Below are 18,333 nucleotides of genomic sequence, written 5' to 3' on the forward strand. Positions count from 1 at the left end.
AAAACCCTGGTTTAACGAGCTAAAATCTGCCGAGCTTGCTCGCGTATCGCCTCACGCCATTCTTGCGGCTCTAACACGTCAAAACGCGCACCAAAACCCTGCAGCCACCATAAGGTTTGTTGGTCGTTTGGCACTACTGCAGTCAGTTCAACCCAGCCATCAGCTGCTGGCTCGGAGAAACTCTGCTGTTCACTCAAGTGCGTTTCACTGAGCATCCGCGCGGCATCTTGATCAATACGCACACGCAAGGTGACCCATTTTTCCGCACCTTCTGCTGCATAACCAAAGCCACCGTTATCGATATAGCTTTGCATATCAAAATCTGCTTTCAAGCGGTATGCCTGAGCACTAGGCGCGGCGGCTAAAATACGTTGTAAAGGAAACTGGCGAACATCGTCGTAGTCATTCACCGTTGCTAACAAATACGTCACGCTATGGCGGGTGACTAAACCCTGCGGGTGCAACACATAGGTTTTGGCGCTGTTACTGGTGCGCGCCAGATACTCTACATCCAGTGCTTGTCCCATCAGTAAGGCTTCAGTCACTGCTTGCCAGTTCTGCGGTGCAACTTTAGCCGGTAATAAAGCTTTACCGTTAGCCACCACCCGCACCTTATTCTTCCACTGCGCAAAACCATTGCTGGTGAGGCTGTCTAAAAACTGGCGCGCCACTTGAAACTGCACACTCAGCTGATCCGCAGCAACTTGTGGCAGTAAGCCTTTGACGTGCTGCTCAGCTAACACCATGGTTAACGCCGTGGCTGGATCGAGTGCCGGTAAGTTACTTTTGAAATCGGCTAAAAAGCTCCAGCGAAAGGGTTTCTGCTCACGATCACACACCAATGGAAAAAAGCTCGACATGCGCTCTAAATCCCGCTGAATCGTGCGCATTTCCACGCTAAAGCCACGTTCCTCAAGCAGCGCTTTAATCGTCGTTGTCGCTTTAAAGTGCGGTTTACGCGGAATTAACTGCAGCATAGCTAAATGCCGAAACAACGTATCATGACCACTCATTTACAGATTTCCTTATGCTATGGGCATCTATCTGAACTTACTGTTCAGCCGTTTTTTGCTCTGACGCAGCCTTTTTAAATACATAGAATAAATTGGGCTCGCTGACAATGTAAATTGTACCTTGCCCATCCATTGCCACACCTTCAGCCTGATTGATACTGCGAGCTAAACCGTTAAAGCCCATCGCTAAACTGATAAAGCTGACTGGATTGCCTAGCTCATCGAGCTCTAGCAACATACGCGACTCATCAGACAATACCAATAAATGCCCAGTACGCTGATCAATCGTCAGTGAAGAAAAATCGCGCATAAATATCTGGTTTGAAGATAATTCTTGCAAGCTTTGTATAGCTGGCACTGCACCCTCTTCTAGCTCAGGGAATGGCAAACTAAACAAGCCAAACGGGCTGCGCTCTTTGGCCAGTAACATGCGCTGATTACGTGCATCCCAAGCAATGCCTTCAAAGCCCTTATTACCGGCATCACTAAAACCTAAGTGAATAGCTGGCAACGCATCACCATCAATAAACTCGGCATCGAGCGGCAAATAAAAGGCGGTTAACTGGCTACGGCGCTCATCAATAATGGCAATGCGGCCATCACTGAGCACTTCAACACCTTCCGGATCAGAAAAGCCACGCAACTCAACCACACGCAGCACGTCACCATCCAAAGACAACTCAACCAATTTAGGTATTTTCCCAGTGACGGTAAACAAGGTATTACTCAGCGGACTCCAGCTCAACCCTGATGTTTCCGACTCCTGCAAACCAGCCAAAGGTTTGGCTTGTATCACCGCGCGATAACCGGGCAACCAAACGCTATCGGCCTGTTGCTGCAAACTGACACCTTGCTCTTGCCACAAAAACAGCAAGCGATCATCCCAATGCCAATAACGGACAAGCCCTATCAGAAGGCTAATAGCTGCGATACCCAGCAGGCATAACTTGGGGTACAACTTAAACACCTTAAACATGCTCACAACCTTCTAAACGATCATTGCAAATACGCGGCTGAACGCACGCAGACCAACCTAAGACGCCAGGTTGTTATTAAGCGCGACATCCTACTGCGAAAATCAGACCTGCGCTTAAGACAATCGTTATACTCTGCGTATTGTTTTTTCGGAGAGTCCCATGTCGCTGCCTTCTTTACGCTTAAAATCCAACGCTGACCGCCGTTTACGCAGTGGTCATTTGTGGCTGTACAGCAATGAAATTGATACTAAACTGTCACCTTTAAGCGATTTTAAAGCCGGTGATCAGGTGATTGTCGAAACAGCTTCAGGCAAACCTATGGGTGTTGCGGTGATGAGCCCACAAACGTTGGTTTGCGCACGCATCGTTTCACGCGAAACCGAGCACCGCTTCGATAAATCACTGTTAGTACACCGCCTCAATATTGCTCTGTCATTACGCGAGCGACTGTTTACTGCGCCTTTTTACCGTTTAGTACATGGTGAAGGCGATCTTTTACCGGGTTTGGAAGTGGATCGTTTTGGCGACATTGTCGTGGTGCAAATCACCGCAGCCTGCATGGAGCCGCACAAAGACATTATTCTTGAAGCCTTATTACAGGTCTGTAAACCGACTGGCGTACTTTGGCGCAATGACGCCAACACTCGCGATGCCGAAGGTTTAGAGCGTTACTTAGAAGTGGCATACGGCGAAGTCCCAGAGTGGGTGCAGTTGGTTGAAAATGATTTAGTCTATGTCGCTCCGCTGATGCAGAAAAAAGCTTTAGGTTGGCATTTTGATCAGCGTTTTAATCGTTTGCAGGCTGCTGTCTACTGCACCGACAAACGCGTGCTGTCGGTCTACAGCGATGTCGGTAGCTGGGCGATTCCTGCGGCATTAGCCGGCGCTACGGAAGTGTTGTGTGCCGATGCGTCTGCGCAAGCCTTAGATGCTTTAGAGCAAAATGCGCAGCTCAATGATATCGGTGAAACCCTGCTTTGCGCTGAAGGTGATGTGCTGGAAACCTTACAAGCTCTGAAAGCCGATGAAGAGCGTTTTGATGTGATCATTGTTGATCCACCAGCCTTTATTAAACGCAAAAAAGACGTGAAAACCGGTGAGACTGGCTACCGTAAACTCTATGAGCACTGCATTCGCTTGCTCAGCCGTGATGGTATTTTAATTTGCTCATCGCGCTCACCATTTTTCACTGAAGAAAGCATGCACAGCACCTTACTGGCAGCCGCTCGACACCTCGATCGCAACATTCAGATTCTTGAACAAAGCGGGCAAAGTGCCGATCACCCAATGCATCCGGCCATCCCAGAAACACGTCATCTGAAATACACCGTGTGTCGCATCTTGCCCAACAGCTAAGTCAACAGCGTTAACTAGGCTCAAGCAAAACAGCGCTGCCCTTTGCCCACCTGCACAGGGCAGCGTAGAATCAGCAACATTCTCGTCACTACCCTCGGCGAGCCAACGCATGCTTTGCCAACCGCACGGTCACCCCGCAGCAACAGTTGCAGATGCGCTTACCGCCCTTATTTTATTTTTTGCAGGAAGTTCTGATGCCTGATTATCGTTCGAAAACCTCAACCTTCGGCCGCAATATGGCGGGTGCTCGCGCTCTTTGGCGTGCAACCGGCATGAAAGACGAAGATTTTCAAAAGCCGATTATTGCGGTTGCCAACTCTTTCACCCAATTTGTTCCAGGTCACGTGCACCTAAAAGATATGGGCCAATTGGTTGCTCGTGAAATTGAGCGCGCGGGCGGTGTTGCCAAAGAATTTAATACCATTGCCGTCGATGACGGTATCGCGATGGGCCACGACGGCATGCTCTATTCACTACCGAGTCGTGAAATCATTGCTGACTCAGTTGAATACATGGCCAACGCCCACTGCGCCGATGCCCTCGTGTGTATTTCCAACTGTGACAAAATCACTCCTGGCATGCTGATGGCCGCGTTGCGCCTCAATATCCCAGTGGTGTTTGTCTCTGGCGGCCCAATGGAAGCTGGGAAAACTAAGCTGGCCAACCACGGCTTAGACTTAGTCGATGCCATGGTGATCGCTGCTGACGATGACGCTTCAGATGAGAAAGTTGCTGAATACGAGCGCAGCGCTTGTCCAACTTGTGGTTCTTGCTCCGGTATGTTTACTGCCAACTCAATGAACTGCTTGGTTGAAGCCCTAGGCTTAGGCTTACCGGGTAACGGTACCGTATTGGCGACCCACGCTGATCGTAAAGAGCTGTTCTTAGAAGCCGGTCGCACCATTGTTGACCTGTGCCACCGCTACTATAAAGAAAACGACGAATCCGTTCTGCCACGTAATATTGCCAACTTCAAAGCCTTTGAAAACGCGATGACTTTGGACATCGCTATGGGCGGCTCAACCAACACGATTCTGCACCTCTTGGCTTCTGCACAAGAAGCAGAGATGGACTTTAACCTGCTGGATATCGACCGTTTATCACGCAAAGTACCGGAGTTGTGTAAAGTGGCTCCCAATATCCAAAAATACCACATGGAAGATGTACACCGCGCCGGTGGTATCTTCAGTATTTTAGGCTCATTGGCCCGTGGTGGCTTCTTACACACTGATTTGCCAACCGTACATAGCAAAACCATGGCCGATGCGATTGCTAAATGGGACATCACCCAAACTGACGATGAAGCCGTACACACTTTCTTTAAAGCAGGCCCTGGCGGCATTCCAACCCAGACTGCATTTAGCCAAGCAACACGCTGGCCAACCCTAGATTTAGATCGTAAAGAAGGCTGTATCCGCAACGTTGAACACGCCTACTCGCACGAAGGTGGTTTAGCAGTACTCTATGGCAATATCGCGGTGGATGGCTGTGTGGTGAAAACCGCAGGTGTCGATAAATCAATTCACGTCTTTGAAGGCAAAGCCAAAATTTTTGAAAGCCAAGATTCGGCGGTACGTGGCATTTTGGCCGACGAAGTGCAAGCTGGCGATATTGTTATCATCCGCTACGAAGGCCCGAAAGGTGGTCCGGGTATGCAAGAAATGCTCTACCCAACCAGCTACCTAAAATCTAAAGGTTTAGGTAAAGAGTGTGCCTTGCTGACCGATGGCCGTTTCTCTGGTGGTACTTCTGGCTTATCCATTGGTCATGCTTCTCCAGAAGCGGCAGCCGGCGGTGCAATTGGCTTGGTGCAGGAAGGCGATACAATTCTAATTGATATCCCTAACCGTACAATTAACCTGCAAATCAGCGATGCAGAACTGGCTGAACGCCGCGTCGCCCAAGATGCCAAAGGTTGGAAGCCGGTTGAAGTGCGCCCACGTAAAGTGACTACAGCGCTTAAGGCCTACGCCTTATTAGCCACCAGTGCCGATAAAGGTGCAGTGCGCAATAAAGCGATGCTGGACGAATTGCTTTAATCGCAGGCAGTACGTGCACAGCGGATGAATCCGCGCTGAATAAAAAAGCCCCAGTTCTATCTAGGACTGGGGCTTTTTACATGTACAGACAACCGCTAAAAATGCTGTGAACGACACTGGCTAATCTGCTAAACAGGTACAACCGTTAAGTCGCTCAGCAAGCGTGAGGCAATAAACAGATAAATCACCACACCAGTCGCATCACAGACTGAAGTAATCAATGGCGCACTGGCACTGGCAGGGTCAAAGTTAAACTTGCTGAGAATAAATGGCAGACTCATGCCGATCATACAGCCAATCATCACAATCGAAACCATACTCAAAGCCAGCACTAAAGCGACCGTTTCATCACCGCGGATATAGCCTAAAACGGATACGGCGGCCGCCATCGTACAACCTAAGGCCAAAGCGACTAGAGCCTCTCGGCCAATTAAATACAGCCAGTCACGCATCACCACTTCACCGGTGGCGAGGGCGCGCACCATCAAAGTGGCAGACTGTGAGCCAGCGTTACCACCACTGTCGACCAGTAACGGTAAGAAAAACACTAAAACAATATTGGCAGCGATGATGTCTTCAAAATGCGCAATACCTGCACCGGAAAACAAGTTACCAAACACCAGTAGTATCAACCAAAAAATCCGCTTGCGGTACAACAAGGCAATGCTGGCATCTTTGATATTACCAACCACCGTGCTCACGCCAGCGGATTTATGAATATCATCAGTCGCTTCAGCGCTGACCACATCCATCGCATCGTCATAGGTGACAATACCAATCAGGATGTCATCCTCATCAATAATCGGCAGCGCCAGCAAGTCATAACGGGCAATTTTCTTGGCAATGTCTTCTTGATCATCGGTGACATGAGCACTGACCACATCACTGCTCATCAGATCCTTAATCAGCTTATTCAGATCTGCCAGAATCAAATCACGTAATGACACAGCACCTAATAGGCGGCGCTGCTCATCAATCACGTAAGCTTGATAAATGGTTTCTGCATCAGGCGCTTCATCGCGCAAATACGTCATCGCCTGCAGCACCGTCATATCTTTCTTTAACGTGGCGTAGTCAGACGTCATCAAAGCGCCGGCAGTACCTTCAACATAGGCAGACAAGCGGCGAATATCTTCTCGCTCCGCATGCGCTAAAGCCGGCAAAAGTATGTCGCGCTGATTTTGATCAAAACGTTTAAATAAGTCAGTGCGCTCATCAGCAGGCATTTCACTGACCAGTTCAGCCAGAGTGGCGCGCGGAAACTCACGTGCCATGCGTACTTGCTGCTCAGGCTCAAAGTAGCTAAAGACATCAGCCCGATCAGGTAAGCACTCAAGCAAGCGCCAGCCTAAAGTTGGATCGAGCTGTTCTAAAACATCAGCCAAGTCGACGGGGGGTAAACCTTTAACTGCAGCTAAGGCGTCAGCAAACTTATTTTGCTCAATCGCATGACTCAGGACGAGTACAAGATTGTTATCGATGTTGCTCATTGTGTCTCTCCAAGCGGCCAGCATCCGGCAACTTAAGGAGACTACAACTCAGACGAGGCTGGTTTTAATCCACAGGAAGCCGTCAGCACACTCGCTGATCATAAAATGTAATGAAGTCCAACAGGGACTTATACAAGAACTTTCCATAAAGCCTTTATTTTCTCTGAAACCGTTTATACGGCGGGCGAATACTAAGGTAAGCGCCCAGCAATAACAACTGCAGCCGAGTTTGCCGTATTCAGTTAGCCGATCATTCTGATGATGGTATGCTTAGTTTAATTAAATAATTTTTCTTAAACTAAAATACTTTCAGTGGTGCTGTACACCCTTTTTGGAGTTTATTTTGACAGCCACAATTGATGACGTAAAAAACTATTTACTGAGCTTACAAGATCAGATCTGCGCGACGTTAGAGCAAGCCGACGGCGGCACTTTCTTTGAAGAAAGCTGGGAGCGTCCAGGCGGCGGTGGCGGTCGCACCCGTGTTTTAGAAAACGGCGCACTGATTGAAAAAGGTGGAGTCAATTTCTCTCATGTGTATGGCGACTCTTTACCACCATCCGCCAGCGCACACCGCCCAGAACTGGCGGGACGTACGTTCCAAGCGATGGGCCTGTCCTTAGTAATTCACCCAGAAAACCCGCATATTCCAACCTCGCACGCCAATGTACGGTTTTTTGTTGCGGAAAAACCCGGTGAAGAGCCGATCTGGTGGTTTGGCGGTGGTTTTGACCTGACCCCTTACTATGCTGAAGAAGAAGACTGCGTGCATTGGCACCAAGTTGCGCATGATGCCTGCGCGCCCTTTGGCGATAATGTCTATCCAGACTATAAAGCCTGGTGCGACAAGTATTTCTACCTGAAGCATCGTAACGAGCCACGCGGGATTGGCGGTCTGTTTTTTGATGATCTGAATGAATGGGGTTTTGACAGCAGTTTTGCCTTTATGCGCGCCGTCGGTGATGCCTTTCTAAAAGCCTATATGCCGATTATTGAGCGTCGCCGCCATACTCCATTCACCGAACAACAGCGTGAGTTCCAAGCCCATCGCCGCGGCCGTTATGTTGAATTTAACTTAGTGTTTGACCGTGGCACCTTATTTGGTTTGCAATCGGGGGGCCGCACCGAATCCATTTTAATGTCATTGCCGCCACAAGTACGTTGGGGTTACGACTGGAAGCCAGAAGCGAACAGCCGCGAAGCGCGCTTAACTGAATACTTTTTACAAGACCGCGATTGGTTGGGCGAGGCGCAGGCAAAATGAACTATTACGGCGTTTTTGGTAACCCCATTGCTCACAGTAAATCTCCGTTAATTCATCGCTTATTTGCCGAGCAAACAGGACAACAGATCAGTTACGAACCTTTGTTAGCCGCTCTCGATGGCTTCCCTGAAGCAGTCACGCAGTTTTTTAAAGCAGGTAGCGGCGCCAATGTCACCGTGCCCTTTAAAGAGCAAGCCTTTGTGCTGGCCGATCAACTCAGCGAGCGCGCCTTACGCGCCAAGGCAGTCAACACCCTAAAAAAACTTGCGGATGGCCGTTTACTCGGTGATAACACCGACGGCGCGGGTTTGGTTAATGACTTGCTCAATAACCAGGTTGAGTTAGCGAAGAAAAACATCTTAATTCTAGGTGCCGGCGGTGCTGTGCGCGGTGTCTTAGAGCCTTTACTGGCGCAGCATCCGGCCGAGGTTTGTATTGCTAACCGCACCGTTGAGAAAGCGGAGCAATTGGCCCGCGAATTTGCTGATTTAGGCCCAATGACTGCTTGTGGTTACGATTGGATTGATGCCCCGGTGGATATCATTATCAATGGTACCTCCGCCAGTCTCAGCGGCGAGTTACCGCCCTTGGCCAGCACTTTGATTAAAGCCAAGCACACGATTTGCTACGACATGATGTACGGCAGACAGACCACCATCTTTAATCAGTGGGCACAAAGCCAAGATGCGGCGCGCACTTTGGATGGTTTAGGCATGCTGGTTGAGCAAGCGGCAGAAGCCTTTTACCTGTGGACTGGCGTGCGTCCTAATCCAGCTCCGGTACTGCAACAACTGCGCGCGCAGCTATAAAGCTTAGGCCGAGCGCAATACTTGTCCTGTGCGCAAATCGCGGATAGTGCTTGGATTGCTGCTCCGGCCGAGCTCACCACTTAATACCGCATCCAACTGACCATGAAAATACTGCTCAATGCGTAAACGGCTTTTCGCTGGTAAAAGCCCGCTGGGATTTGCGGAAGTCGACACCAATGGTCCAGTTAACCGACACAGCTCTGCCACCAAAGGATGCGCACTGACGCGAATCGCCACACTGTCATGCGCGCCAGTAATCCATTCAGGCACTCGGTTATGATGTGGCACCAGCCAAGTATTGGGGCCTGGCCAACTCTTTTGTAGCTGCGCCAGCTCGCTTGCCGATAAGCCCTCCAACAATTCAGCAAACTGCTCAATGTCTGCCGCAACCAAAATCAAACCTTTATGCACAGGCCGCTCTTTTAGCGCTAACAGACGCGCGACCGCGGTGGCATTAAACGGATCACAACCCAAACCCCAAACGGCTTCGGTAGGGTAAGCAATCACAGCACCGTCACGAACTTTTTGCGCAATCTGTTGAATTTGCCAAGCACTGGTCATCAAATCTACTCGTAAGTATTTTATTGCTGAATCAATCAAGCGCCTATCTTAAACCTGTCCAGCGTTACGATACAGCCATAAACTGCCCTCGCGACTGACATTGCCAGCAATTTCAAAGTCAGTCAGCAGCGCTAGCACTTCTGACAACGGCAACTCACTCAAATCAACCAACGCATCAACATCCAATGGTTGTACCTTTAACAAATCAAGCAGTGGATGATGCAGGGCTAGACTTTGCTGGACGGCTGACTGCTCGGCTGGCGCTGTTAGCTGCCAACCTTGTAATGATTCTAAAATATCCCCTACCGTTTCAATTAGCGTTGCACCATCACGAATCAACTGATGACAGCCACGCGCGCCGGGCGCATGAATGGAACCTGGGATGGCGTAAACTTCACGACCTTGCTCAGCAGCTAAGCGTGCGGTAATCAGCGAGCCACTGGATGGGCTGGCCTCAACCACTAAAACACCTAAAGACAAACCGCTGATAATGCGATTACGCCGAGGAAAATGACTGGCATGTGGGGCGCTCTGCAAGGCTAACTCAGATACAAGCGCGCCGCCTTGCTCAACAATGCTCTGCGCTAAGCTGCGATGCCGTGCTGGATAGACTTGATTAAGCCCTGTACCCACGACCGCAATCGTTACACCTTGCACATCTAAAGCACCTTGGTGCGCTGCCGCATCAACGCCGAGCGCTAACCCACTGGTCACCGCAAAGCCGCCTTTGGCCAAACTACGGGCAAAACTCTGTGCAGTATCCAAACTGGGACGTGTGGCACGACGACTGCCAACAATAGCGATCTGCGGCTGCTCTAAAATAGCCGGATTACCTTTTACAAAAAGCACCGGCGGTGCTCCAGCGGTTTCTTTTAGCAACGCTGGATATTGCGACATATCATGCAAGAGTACATGCTGCTGCGCCTGTTCTGACCAACGCAGCGCAAGCAGTGCCTGCTCACGAACAGTTTCGCTGCGGCGTGCATCAATGCTGCTCTGCGGCATACCTATAACTTGCCATGCCGCGGCCGGAGCGCTTAACGCTGAGCAGGCTGAAGAAAAAACCTTTAGCAGTTTATAAAAGCGTTGCGGACCAATATCGGGAAGACTATGTAAGCGCAAACGCGCTTCAAGTTCGGCAGGCGAGCATTGCGTCATATTAATATCCTTATTCAGAAGAGAATGACGTCCTGTCATTCCTAGCTGTCAGTGTAGTAATAAGCCGCTAAAAAGCAAAAAAGCGCCCTTTTTCAAGGACGCTTTCTATTTACATCAAACCACTGCAGTAGAATTAAGGATTCTTAACCTTATCCATCACTGCTAGCTGACGGTTCGCATACAAAACTAAACCATAGCTCAGCTTGTCATAGGTGCGGAACACCATCAGTAAACCAGAACGCTCGTCTGGAATTTTTACTGAATCGCCACCAATATTATCGCGAACGGTCTCACCGGTTTTGTACACCGCTAAGACGTTACCTTCAACAAGGCCATCACGCGCGCCTTTGTTAATGGTGACCACATCAAACTGGCCGATTTGTGATACGCCACGTGGCACATCTAAAATCACACCCTCAACTGTTTCTTTTGGCTCACTTGGTAAGAAAGTTGAGTTGATGGCGCGCTCTTCGGTTGGGAACAGACGGTCAGCATTACGTACTTCTTGAGTTGTACGCGAAAGTATCATGGTGCCAATATCTTCTTCAATGGCAACAACTTCACCACCACCGATATCATCAGCATTGATACCGAGAAACTCTTCAGTGACTGGATCAACGTAAGTGCGGCCTTGACGGAAAATGCCATAAATAGCATTTTCATTAACATCGCCACGTACATAAATACGATCACCCGCACCACTGATCACACGTTCAGCGTTACCAGCAACCACATAAGGCTTTTTGGCAAACTCTTCAGGTGTATTCACAATACGGTTGCTGAGTAAGAAGCTGTTAATTGCTTCTAAAGGAATCGTAGGAATGGCTTCAGCCATTGGCGTGCTACGAACTTTAGGCGATAATTTAATAGTGCCACGGCTGGCACCACGGTTTAACATGATGCGCGGCTGGCCATCAACGTAAACCAAGCTCAAACGGTCACCTGGGTAAATCAAGTGTGGATTCGCCACCTGTGGGTTAGCATGCCAAATTTCTGGCCACTTCCACGGCTTGCTTAAAAACTTACCGGAGATATCCCACAGGGTGTCGCCTTTAACCACTGTGTAATTGTCTGGATGGCCATCTTTTAACTGTACCTGTGCTTGTACTGCAGCAGTCGCAAGCAATAACAGAGCAAGTAATGTTTTCCTCATGCGGTGAATCCCTTTATCATATGTTGACAATGGAACGCCTAATGACAATTCCAGAACCCGATTTTTTGGCTTTACAGCCAATTCTTTATTATGCTGCGTATCATAGTAGCAGTGCTTTCTAACTTTATTCCATAAGTACATCACAAACGCATATGGCAATTTTAAATATTCTTGAGTTTCCCGATCCTCGATTACGCACCATAGCTAAACCTATAGCGCAGGTCGATGACCAAATCCGCCTCCTGATTGATGATATGCTAGAAACCATGTATGCCGCACCTGGTATTGGTCTAGCTGCGACACAGGTCAACCATCATATTCGCTTAGTTGTGATGGATTTATCAGAAGATAAATCTGAACCGCTAGTATTTATCAATCCAGAGTTTGAAGTTCTCACTGATGAAACCGATCTTTATCAAGAAGGTTGTCTCTCAGTGCCGGGCTTTTACGAAGACGTACAGCGCCCACAAAAGGTTAAAATACGCGCCCTTGACCGTAATGGCGAACCCTTTGAGCTGTTAGCAGAAGGCTTACTAGCCGTTTGCATCCAGCACGAGTGCGACCATTTAAATGGCAAACTCTTCGTGGATTACTTGTCATCGCTGAAACGTGATCGCATTAAGAAAAAGCTAGAGAAAATCCATCGCCAGCAGAAAGATTAAATACCTTTCAATAAGAATGCTGTGCAGTGGCGTCCCTTCTGTTTTCGCAAGGTAATTGTATGTCTACGTCTTTACGTATTGTGTTTGCCGGCACGCCTGAGTTTGCCGCGAGTCATTTACAAGCGCTACTTGATAGCGAGCACAGCGTGATCGCAGTCTATACGCAACCTGATCGTCCCGCTGGACGCGGTCAGAAGCTGACCCCAAGCCCAGTCAAACAGCTGGCAAGCAAGCACGACATTCCGGTGCTGCAACCGATTAACTTGCGTAGCGCTGAAGCTCAGCAAGAACTGGCTCGTTTTAATGCTGATCTGATGGTGGTGGTGGCATACGGTTTAATCTTGCCGCAGGCCGTGTTAGACAGCCCGCGCTTAGGCTGCATTAATAGCCATGCCTCGCTGCTACCGCGCTGGCGCGGCGCCGCACCGATTCAGCGGGCGATTGAAGCCGGTGACACTGAAAGCGGCATTACCGTAATGCAAATGGAGGCAGGTTTAGATACCGGCCCTATGTTGCTGAAAGTGACAACACCGATTTTAGCCACTGACACCGGCGGCAGTTTGCACGATCGCTTAGCCGCGCTGGGTCCTGCCGCAGTTTTACAAGCTATTCAAGGTTTAGCTGACGGTAGTATCAGCGCTGAAAAACAGCTCGACGGTTTAGCCACTTACGCGCATAAGCTGAATAAACAAGCCGCATTGATTGATTGGCAACGCCCGGCTGCAGCACTCGATTGCCAGATTCGCGCCATGCACCCATGGCCCGTTGCACACAGCACTCTAGCTGGCGAAGCGCTAAAAATTCACGCCGCGCACGTGAGCGAAGGGCAAGGCCAACCCGGCGAGATTCTCAGCGCTGACCGCGAAGGTTTATTAGTGGCCTGTGGTGAACAAGCGCTACGTTTAACCCATCTACAGTTACCTAATGGTAAGGCCTTAGCCTTCAGCGACTTACTCAACAGTAAAAAAGATTTATTCCAGCCCGGGCAGGTACTCGGCTTATGAACCCACGCCTCGCAGCAGCGCGCGCATTGGCTGCAGTGCTAGCGGGTAAAGCCTCGTTAGCTAGCAGCTTACCGACCCAACTGGAACGCGTCAGCGATCGAGATAAAGGCTTAGTTCAAGAGCTCGCGTTTGGCACTGCACGCTGGCAGCCACGTCTATCGGCATTAGCCTTAGCGCTACTGAGCAAGCCTTTTCGCAAAGCTGACCAAGATGTTGAGGCATTATTATTAGTAGGCCTGTACCAACTGCTCTATACCCGCATTCCAGCGCATGCGGCAATTGCCGAAACTGTTGGTTGCGCTACCGCGTTAAAAAAGCCTTGGGCTAAAGGTTTACTCAATGCGGTCTTACGCCGCGCGCAACGTGAAGCTGAAACACTGCTGCCAACACTTGAAAAAGATCCTGTCGTGCTCACCGCACATCCACGCTGGCTGCAAAAATCCTTAAAAGCTTTTTGGCCTGACGATTGGCTCTCCATCTGTGAGGCCAATAATAGCCATCCGCCCTTCACGCTGCGGGTTAATCAGCGCGTGACCAGTCGCGATGCCTATTTAGCGGAACTGCTGGATTGCGGCATTGCTGGCCAGGCAACACCTTTCAGCAAAGATGGTATTACTTTAGCAACCGCTTGTGATGTCACTGCGCTACCGGGTTTTGCTGACGGTGCAGTGAGCGTGCAAGATGAAGCAGCGCAATTAGCCGCTGACTTGCTGATGCTTGAGCCTGAGCAGCGTGTGCTGGATGCCTGTTGTGCGCCTGGCGGCAAGACCTGCCATATTTTAGAAAGCCAAGCACAACTGCGCGAAGTGGTTGCGATTGACCTCGAGCCACAGCGTTTAGATCGAGTTAAAGCCAACCTTGAGCGTTTAAAACTCAAGGCTAGCATTGTGGCTGGCGATGCCCGTGCGGTTGATCAGTGGTGGGACGGGCAAGTTTTCCAGCGTATTTTGCTCGATGCGCCCTGCTCTGCGACTGGGGTGATTCGTCGCCACCCAGATATTAAACTGACTCGGCAAACCGATGACATCGCAGCTCTTGCACAACTGCAAGGTGAGCTACTTGACGCACTTTGGCCAACACTCGCAGAAAACGGTATCTTGCTGTATGCCACTTGCTCTACATTACCCACTGAGAACACCGAGGTGATTGCTGCGTTTTTACAACGCACCAGCGATGCGCAAGAACTGCCTTTCCAAGCAGCCTTTGGCAAAGCACAACCTCACGGCCAGCAATTACTTGCACAAGTGGGCGGCCACGATGGTTTTTATTATGCTCGTCTGATCAAACAAGCAGCCACCCAGAGCACTTAAGGACATCAGCATGAAGATTATTATTCTTGGCGCAGGGCAAGTGGGTGGCACACTTGCAGAACACTTGGCCAATGAAGCCAATGATATCACCGTGGTTGATACTGATACCGAACGTCTGCGTGACTTAGGTGATCGCCTTGATATTCGTACCGTGGTTGGCCACTGCTCTTTCCCAACTATTTTGCGTCAAGCCGGTGCCGATGATGCCGATATGCTGGTGGCCGTGACCAACAGTGACGAAACCAATATGGTCGCCTGCCAAGTCGCACACACCTTGTTTCGCACGCCCACCAAAATTGCCCGGGTGCGCGAGTCAGCCTATTTAACCCGTTCTGAGTTATTTGATACTGACGCGATTCCAATTGATGTTTTGATCAGCCCAGAACAAGCCGTCACCAATCATATTAAGCGTTTAATTGAATACCCTGGCGCGCTGCAAGTGCTCGACTTTGCTGAGGGCAAAGCACAATTAGTGTGCGTACGCGCCTATTACGGCGGTCCTTTGGTGGGCCAAGAACTCCGTCAGCTACGCGCACACATGCCTAATGTCGATACTCGCGTAGCCGCTATTTTCCGCCGTGACCGCCCTATTTTCCCCACTGGCGACACCATTATTGAAGTCGATGATGAAGTGTTTTTTATTGCTGCGCGCACACATATCCGTGCGGTGATGAGTGAACTGCGCCGCATGGAAGACAGCTATCGCAAAGTGATCATTGCTGGTGGCGGCCATATTGGAGAGCGCTTAGCTGAGGCGATTGAAAGCCGCTATCAAGTTAAAATCATTGAAATCAATGCCGCACGCTGCCGTTACTTATCCGACAGTTTAGACACCACTGTGGTCCTGCACGGCAGTGCTTCCGACCGCGATTTGTTGGTAGAAGAGAATATCGATGAAGTGGATATCTTCTTAGCCTTAACCAATGATGATGAAGCCAACATCATGGCCTCGTTGCTGGCAAAACGTCTTGGTGCGCGCAAAGTCATGGCGATTATTAATAATCCGGCTTACGCAGACTTAGTCCAAGGCGGCGCAATTGATATTGCTATCAGTCCACAGTTGGCCACACTCAGCACTTTGCTCACCCACGTACGCCGTGGCGATATTGTCAGCGTGCATTCATTGCGCCGTGGTGCAGCAGAGGCGATCGAAGCAATCGCACACGGTGACCGTAAATCCAGTAAAGTGATTGGTCGCAAGGTCAGTGAAATTCATTTACCACCGGCCACCACCATTGGTGCGATTATTCGCGACGATCAAGTACTGATTGGCAACGAAGACATTGTTATTCAAGCCGATGATCACTTTATTTTGTTCGTGGTCGATAAAAAGTATATCCGTGATGTAGAACGCCTGTTCCAACCCGGCCTGACTTTCTTTTAGCCTATAATCTTACATATTCTTTTAACGAGTAGCCTCAATGCACTTTGCCGCGATTGGTCGAATTCTTGGCGTTCTTTTGATGCTTTTCAGTATCAGTCATGTACCGCCATTACTGATTGCTCTGTATGACGATGGCGGCTCCAGCTCAAGCTTTCTTTGGGCGTTTGCGATCACCTTATTGACTGGATTTTTTCTTTGGCTGCCGGTGCGTCGAGCACGCGCTGAATTACGGGTGCGCGATGGTTACTTAATTACTGCGTTATTTTGGATCGTACTGGGCTCATTCGGGGCGATCCCATTTATGCTATCGCCCAGCCCTAATATGGGCGTGACCGAATCACTGTTTGAGGCTTTTTCTGGCCTGAGCACCACCGGTGCCACAGTACTGACAGGGATCGATCAATTACCCCGCTCAATTCTTTACTACCGTCAGCAACTGCAATGGCTTGGCGGTATGGGTATTGTGGTTTTGGCGGTCGCCATTATGCCGATGCTCGGCGTCGGTGGCATGCAGCTCTATCGTACGGAAATGCCCGGTCCGCTCAAAGACAATAAGCTCTCACCGCGCATTGCTGACACGGCCAAAACCTTATGGCTCATTTATTGCGCTTTAACCCTGCTCTGCGCTCTTGCTTATTGGGCTGCAGGCATGACCTTGTTCGATGCCATTGGCCATAGCTTCTCAACCATTGCGATTGGCGGATTCTCTACCCACGATGCCAGTATTGGTTATTTTGACAGCGCCCTGATAGAAATAATTTGTATCTTTTTTATGGGCATTTCCGGGATGAACTTTGCTCTGCACTTTCTAGCCTTGCGCAGCCGCTCGCTGAAAGCCTATTTAGCCGATCCTGAGTGCCAAACCTATTTAAAAATCTTAGCGGCAACCATCATAGTTACCGCAACCGTCCTGATGATTTACAACCATCACGACAACCCATTACTGTCGATCCGTTACGCCGCGTTCCAAGTGGTCTCAGTAGCCACTACCACTGGCTTTGGTATTACTGACTTCAGCGGCTGGCCGAGTTTTTTACCCTTTTTATTGCTCTACACCACCTTTATTGGTGCCTGCGCTGGCTCCACCGGTGGCGGCATGAAAGTCATGCGAGTGATGCTCTTGTATCGCCAAGGTCAGCGTGAGATACAACGTCTGTTGCACCCCAACGGTGTGTTCACTATTAAAATGGGCAAGCGCAAAGTACCGGATCGGGTGATTGAGTCGGTGTGGGGCTTCTGTGTGGTGTATATGGTGACGTTCTTTACTTTAATGCTGGGATTGCTGGCGTGCGAGCTGGACCCAATTACGGCTTTTTCAGCGCTGGCCTCCTGCATGAATAATCTTGGCCCTGCACTGGGCGATGCCACCGCGCACTACGGCAACTTACCCGATGCGGCGCAGCTGATTCTCAGTCTGGCGATGATTCTGGGACGTCTTGAGGTGTTTTCCTTGCTGGTATTATTATCCCCAGCTTTCTGGCGTTATTAAACTCTAGCGCTGGCAGCACTCTGATGCTGTGCCAGCGCAAGTTATAGACTTAGTCCTGCTGCAGCAAATACTCATCTTTTAAACGCACATAATTCGCTGCGGAGTACGTAAAGTACGCCATTTCTTGCTCGGTCAGCGCACGTACTTGCTGGGCAGGACGCCCCATATACAAGTAACCACTGGCTAGATGCTTACCCGGCGGCACTAAACTGCCGGCACCGAGCACTACATCATCGTCGATGCGCGCACCATCCATCACAATCGAGCCCATGCCAATTAACACCCGCGAGCCGATACTGCAGCCATGTAGCAAGGCTTGATGGCCAATAGTGACATCTTCACCAATCGTCAACGGATAGCCTTCTGGGTTAAATGGCCCGGCATGGGTAATGTGCAATACGCTGCCATCTTGCACACTGCTGCGCGCACCAATACGAATCGAATGCATATCGCCACGGATCACAGCTTGTGGCCAAACTGAACAATCATCGGCTAAATGCACATCGCCAATCACGACAGCACTGGGATCAATTAATACCCGACTGCCACACTGTGGTAATATTTGGTTATAGATTCGAATCGACACAATGGAAACCTTAGGCCGCGTGGGCGCTGATTTGTATTAAGATAGACACATAATTGGCTGTACACACGCCATCCCTCT

Annotated in this window: 16 protein-coding genes; 9 read left to right on the forward strand and 7 right to left on the reverse strand. The window is 49.8% G+C overall.

The window, feature by feature from the left end:
- Positions 1–11: 11 nt before the first annotated feature.
- Both H591_RS0106600 and H591_RS0106605 read right to left on the reverse strand, forming a co-directional pair.
- Positions 12–1,013, reverse strand: coding sequence for a helix-turn-helix transcriptional regulator (locus H591_RS0106600; protein WP_022966160.1), 1,002 nt, complete (start codon positions 1,011–1,013; stop codon positions 12–14).
- Between the two features lie 37 nt (positions 1,014–1,050).
- Positions 1,051–1,989, reverse strand: coding sequence for an SdiA-regulated domain-containing protein (locus tag H591_RS0106605; protein ID WP_022966161.1), 939 nt, complete (start codon positions 1,987–1,989; stop codon positions 1,051–1,053).
- Between the two features lie 160 nt (positions 1,990–2,149).
- Here H591_RS0106605 and H591_RS0106610 point away from each other — a divergent pair, with 160 nt between their 5' ends.
- Positions 2,150–3,346: a class I SAM-dependent rRNA methyltransferase gene (locus tag H591_RS0106610; RefSeq protein ID WP_022966162.1), complete on the forward strand. Its 1,197-nt coding sequence runs from the start codon at positions 2,150–2,152 to the stop codon at positions 3,344–3,346.
- Between the two features lie 194 nt (positions 3,347–3,540).
- Positions 3,541–5,385: a dihydroxy-acid dehydratase gene (ilvD, locus tag H591_RS0106615; RefSeq protein ID WP_028244239.1), complete on the forward strand. Its 1,845-nt coding sequence runs from the start codon at positions 3,541–3,543 to the stop codon at positions 5,383–5,385.
- 128 nt (positions 5,386–5,513) lie between these two features.
- Here the strand turns inward: ilvD and mgtE are convergent, their stop codons facing one another.
- A complete protein-coding gene (mgtE, locus tag H591_RS0106620; protein ID WP_022966164.1) occupies positions 5,514–6,875 on the reverse strand; it encodes a magnesium transporter in 1,362 nt (453 codons plus the stop codon).
- A gap of 343 nt (positions 6,876–7,218) precedes the next feature.
- On the opposite strand from mgtE, the gene hemF reads away from it, so the two are divergent.
- Together hemF and aroE are read left to right on the forward strand one after the other, a co-directional pair.
- Positions 7,219–8,139 (forward strand): oxygen-dependent coproporphyrinogen oxidase, encoded by a 921-nt coding sequence (hemF, locus tag H591_RS0106625; RefSeq protein ID WP_022966165.1) that lies wholly within the window; start codon positions 7,219–7,221, stop codon positions 8,137–8,139.
- Positions 8,136–8,948, forward strand: a complete 813-nt coding sequence (gene aroE / locus H591_RS0106630) for a shikimate dehydrogenase (protein ID WP_022966166.1) — start codon at positions 8,136–8,138, stop codon at positions 8,946–8,948. Before hemF ends, aroE begins: the two co-directional genes overlap by 4 nt.
- A gap of 3 nt (positions 8,949–8,951) precedes the next feature.
- Here the strand turns inward: aroE and H591_RS0106635 are convergent, their stop codons facing one another.
- The 3 genes from H591_RS0106635 to H591_RS0106645 form a co-directional block, all read right to left on the reverse strand.
- Positions 8,952–9,509 (reverse strand): L-threonylcarbamoyladenylate synthase, encoded by a 558-nt coding sequence (locus tag H591_RS0106635; protein WP_022966167.1) that lies wholly within the window; start codon positions 9,507–9,509, stop codon positions 8,952–8,954.
- Between the two features lie 48 nt (positions 9,510–9,557).
- Complete coding sequence (dprA, locus tag H591_RS0106640; protein WP_022966168.1) at positions 9,558–10,667, reverse strand: DNA-processing protein DprA; 1,110 nt, start codon at positions 10,665–10,667, stop codon at positions 9,558–9,560.
- Positions 10,668–10,800: 133 nt separating this feature from the next.
- Positions 10,801–11,820 carry a LysM peptidoglycan-binding domain-containing protein gene (locus tag H591_RS0106645; protein ID WP_028244240.1) on the reverse strand — a complete coding sequence of 340 codons (1,020 nt, stop codon included), beginning with the start codon at positions 11,818–11,820 and terminating at the stop codon, positions 10,801–10,803.
- Positions 11,821–11,972: 152 nt separating this feature from the next.
- Between H591_RS0106645 and def the strand changes: the two genes are divergently transcribed.
- From def to H591_RS0106670, 5 genes are read left to right on the forward strand one after another with little or no spacing between them, the layout of a single operon-like run.
- The gene (def, locus tag H591_RS0106650; protein WP_022966170.1) at positions 11,973–12,482 is read left to right on the forward strand and encodes a peptide deformylase; all 510 of its coding nucleotides are present in this window, start codon (positions 11,973–11,975) and stop codon (positions 12,480–12,482) included.
- A gap of 59 nt (positions 12,483–12,541) precedes the next feature.
- Positions 12,542–13,486, forward strand: coding sequence for a methionyl-tRNA formyltransferase (gene fmt, locus H591_RS0106655; RefSeq protein ID WP_022966171.1), 945 nt, complete (start codon positions 12,542–12,544; stop codon positions 13,484–13,486).
- Positions 13,483–14,796 carry a 16S rRNA (cytosine(967)-C(5))-methyltransferase RsmB gene (rsmB, locus tag H591_RS0106660; protein WP_022966172.1) on the forward strand — a complete coding sequence of 438 codons (1,314 nt, stop codon included), beginning with the start codon at positions 13,483–13,485 and terminating at the stop codon, positions 14,794–14,796. Before fmt ends, rsmB begins: the two co-directional genes overlap by 4 nt.
- Positions 14,797–14,806: 10 nt before the next feature.
- A complete protein-coding gene (gene trkA, locus H591_RS0106665) occupies positions 14,807–16,180 on the forward strand; it encodes a Trk system potassium transporter TrkA (protein ID WP_022966173.1) in 1,374 nt (457 codons plus the stop codon).
- 37 nt (positions 16,181–16,217) lie between these two features.
- Positions 16,218–17,669, forward strand: coding sequence for a TrkH family potassium uptake protein (locus H591_RS0106670; RefSeq protein ID WP_022966174.1), 1,452 nt, complete (start codon positions 16,218–16,220; stop codon positions 17,667–17,669).
- Between the two features lie 49 nt (positions 17,670–17,718).
- On the opposite strand, the gene H591_RS0106675 is transcribed toward H591_RS0106670, so the two are convergent.
- On the reverse strand, positions 17,719–18,255 hold the full coding sequence (locus tag H591_RS0106675) for a gamma carbonic anhydrase family protein (protein ID WP_022966175.1): 537 nt from the start codon (positions 18,253–18,255) through the stop codon (positions 17,719–17,721).
- Positions 18,256–18,333 lie beyond the last annotated feature (78 nt).

It is taken from the genome of Denitrificimonas caeni DSM 24390, assembly GCF_000421765.1.
Taxonomy (GTDB): domain Bacteria; phylum Pseudomonadota; class Gammaproteobacteria; order Pseudomonadales; family Pseudomonadaceae; genus Denitrificimonas; species Denitrificimonas caeni.

What these genes read in the sequence shown, in the direction of transcription:
- H591_RS0106600 (WP_022966160.1), bottom strand. Translation starts at nt 1,013, where the DNA reads ATGAGTGGTCATGATACGTTGTTTCGGCATTTAGCTATGCTGCAGTTA.
- H591_RS0106605 (WP_022966161.1), bottom strand. Translation starts at nt 1,989, where the DNA reads ATGTTTAAGGTGTTTAAGTTGTACCCCAAGTTATGCCTGCTGGGTATC.
- H591_RS0106610 (WP_022966162.1), top strand. Translation starts at nt 2,150, where the DNA reads ATGTCGCTGCCTTCTTTACGCTTAAAATCCAACGCTGACCGCCGTTTA.
- ilvD (WP_028244239.1), top strand. Translation starts at nt 3,541, where the DNA reads ATGCCTGATTATCGTTCGAAAACCTCAACCTTCGGCCGCAATATGGCG.
- mgtE (WP_022966164.1), bottom strand. Translation starts at nt 6,875, where the DNA reads ATGAGCAACATCGATAACAATCTTGTACTCGTCCTGAGTCATGCGATT.
- aroE (WP_022966166.1), top strand. Translation starts at nt 8,136, where the DNA reads ATGAACTATTACGGCGTTTTTGGTAACCCCATTGCTCACAGTAAATCT.
- H591_RS0106635 (WP_022966167.1), bottom strand. Translation starts at nt 9,509, where the DNA reads ATGACCAGTGCTTGGCAAATTCAACAGATTGCGCAAAAAGTTCGTGAC.
- dprA (WP_022966168.1), bottom strand. Translation starts at nt 10,667, where the DNA reads ATGACGCAATGCTCGCCTGCCGAACTTGAAGCGCGTTTGCGCTTACAT.
- H591_RS0106645 (WP_028244240.1), bottom strand. Translation starts at nt 11,820, where the DNA reads ATGAGGAAAACATTACTTGCTCTGTTATTGCTTGCGACTGCTGCAGTA.
- def (WP_022966170.1), top strand. Translation starts at nt 11,973, where the DNA reads ATGGCAATTTTAAATATTCTTGAGTTTCCCGATCCTCGATTACGCACC.
- fmt (WP_022966171.1), top strand. Translation starts at nt 12,542, where the DNA reads ATGTCTACGTCTTTACGTATTGTGTTTGCCGGCACGCCTGAGTTTGCC.
- rsmB (WP_022966172.1), top strand. Translation starts at nt 13,483, where the DNA reads ATGAACCCACGCCTCGCAGCAGCGCGCGCATTGGCTGCAGTGCTAGCG.
- trkA (WP_022966173.1), top strand. Translation starts at nt 14,807, where the DNA reads ATGAAGATTATTATTCTTGGCGCAGGGCAAGTGGGTGGCACACTTGCA.
- H591_RS0106670 (WP_022966174.1), top strand. Translation starts at nt 16,218, where the DNA reads ATGCACTTTGCCGCGATTGGTCGAATTCTTGGCGTTCTTTTGATGCTT.